Here is a 2,165-nt window from a genome sequence, read left to right on the forward strand (position 1 = left end):
GCGGGCGCACATAGGCCCGCCGCGCGCGCAGCGCCGCCGGATCGGCGAGGAGTGCGGCCGCCGGCCGATGGTCGGGATCGTCGGCCAGCATGCCGCGCAGCAGGTCGGCGATGGGGGGCGAGAGCCGCACGTCACCGGTCAGGGCCGCGAAGCTGCCGAGATCGAGCTTGCGACGTATGACCGCCGCGTCGTCGAGCCCGTCCAGCGGCAGCCGCCCCGCCACCAGCGCGATCAGCGTGACCCCCAGCGCATAGACGTCGTCACCCGGCGTCCCCTCCCCCCGGCCGCAGGGCAGGCACATCGCGCTGTAGGGCGGTTCGCAGACGGCGGGCTGCCGGCTGGCCGGCGGCTCCGTCCAGGCAGGGCCGAGCACGCATGGCTGTCCCGGCGCGGCGAAGAGATTGTCCGGGCGGATGCCGCGATGATGCACGCCGCCCGCATGCAGGCGCGCCAGCGTGGCGCCCACGGGAATGACGACGTGGCGCAGCAAGTCGGCTTCGGTCCATGCACGCGGGGCGGCGGCGAGGCTCGGGCCAGGCGGGGCATCCGTCACGACCGCCCAGGCGGCGCGGCCGTCCGGCAGGCCGAGCGGGCCGTGGGCGAGCGGCATCAGCACGCCCGGCAGCGCCAGACCCGATACTTCCGTCAGGACGCGCGCGCGCGGCGCCCGGCCGGGCGGCACAAGGATGGCCAGCAGCGGCACCCCCGGCATGGCCCTGGCGGTCGCGGGATAGGCCGTCGCCTCCCCCCACCCGTCGAGCGCACGGGCGAAGTCCACGGCATAGGCGTCGTTCAGTGTCGGCGATCCGCCGCGTTCAGCCGCCATATCCTCCCGCCCCGTCACCGGAGGGCCGGATGATCGGGCCGAAAGGTTGACGGAACGGCAACGCGGCGGCGCGGCGCCGCGTCGCCCGAGGGTTGGGCGGCGGCCGTCAGTTCTCGAACGGATCGCGTACCAGGATCGTGTCGTCGCGTTCCGGGCTGGTGGACAGCAGCGTAATGGGGGTCTCCACCAGCTCCTCGATGCGGCGGACGTATTTCACCGCCTCGGCCGGCAGGTCGGCCCAGCTGCGCGCGCCGCGTGTGGAGCCTGACCAGCCGGGCACTGTCTCGTACACCGGCTGCGCCGCCGCCTGCGCGCCCGGGGCCGCCGGCAGACGCCGCAGCACCTCGCCGCCGATGCGATAGCCGGTGCAGATCGACAGTTCCGGCAATCCGTCCAGCACGTCGAGCTTGGTCAGCGCGATGCCCTGCACGCCGCCGACCTTGACCGCCTGACGCACCAGCGCCGCGTCGAACCAGCCGCAGCGGCGCCGGCGCCCGGTGACGGTGCCGAACTCCCGCCCGCGATCGCCCAGCAGGGTGCCGGTCGCATCGTGCAACTCCGTCGGAAACGGCCCGGAGCCGACGCGGGTCGAATACGCCTTGGCGATGCCGAGGACGAAGCCCACCGCGCCCGGCCCAACGCCCGCGCCGCTGGCCGCCGTCGCGGCGACCGTGTTGCTGCTGGTGACGAACGGATAGGTGCCGTGGTCGACATCCAGCATCACCGCCTGCGCGCCCTCGAACAGGATGCGCCGGCCGGCGCGGCGCGCCTCGTCCAGCCGTTCCCACACGGGTTCGAGGAACGGCAGAAGCCGCGGCGCCAGGGCCAGAAGGTCGTCCAGCAGCGCCTGCTTGTCGAATGTATCGGCCCCGAGACCGGCCAGCAGCGTGTTGTGATGCAGCAGCAGCTCGTCGAGCTTGGCCGACAGCGTCTCCGGCTCCGCGAGGTCGCAGGCGCGGATGGCGCGGCGGGCGACCTTGTCCTCATAGGCCGGGCCGATGCCGCGCCCGGTGGTGCCGATGCGCCGGTCGCCGCGCGCCGCCTCCCGCGCGCGGTCGAGGGCTGCGTGCAGCGGCAGGATCAGCGGCGCGTTCTCCGCGATGCGCAGCGTGTCGGGCGTGACCGACAGCCCCTGCGCCGTCACCCGCGCGATTTCGTCGAGCAGGGCGACCGGGTCGACGACCACGCCGTTGCCGATGATGCCGAGCTTGCCGCGCACGAGGCCCGACGGCAGCAGCGACAGCTTATAGGTCTCGTTGCCGACCACCAGCGTGTGGCCGGCGTTATGCCCGCCCTGGAAGCGCACCACGATGTCGGCCCGGCTGGCGAGCCAGTCCAC

At 73.9% G+C, this 2,165-nt stretch carries 2 protein-coding genes; both read right to left on the reverse strand.

Going from position 1 to position 2,165, the window contains the following annotated elements; genetic code table 11:
• On the reverse strand, nucleotides 1–826 hold an 826-nt coding region (locus tag B8460_RS17455), incomplete at its 3' end, for a protein kinase domain-containing protein (protein ID WP_048862897.1).
• Nucleotides 827–932: 106 nt separating this feature from the next.
• Nucleotides 933–2,165 (reverse strand): adenylosuccinate synthase (locus B8460_RS17460; protein ID WP_241771226.1); only part of this gene is annotated, 1,233 nt, incomplete at its 5' end.

The sequence above is a fragment of the Acidisphaera rubrifaciens HS-AP3 genome (assembly GCF_000964365.1).
Taxonomy (GTDB): Bacteria; Pseudomonadota; Alphaproteobacteria; order Acetobacterales; family Acetobacteraceae; genus Acidisphaera; species Acidisphaera rubrifaciens.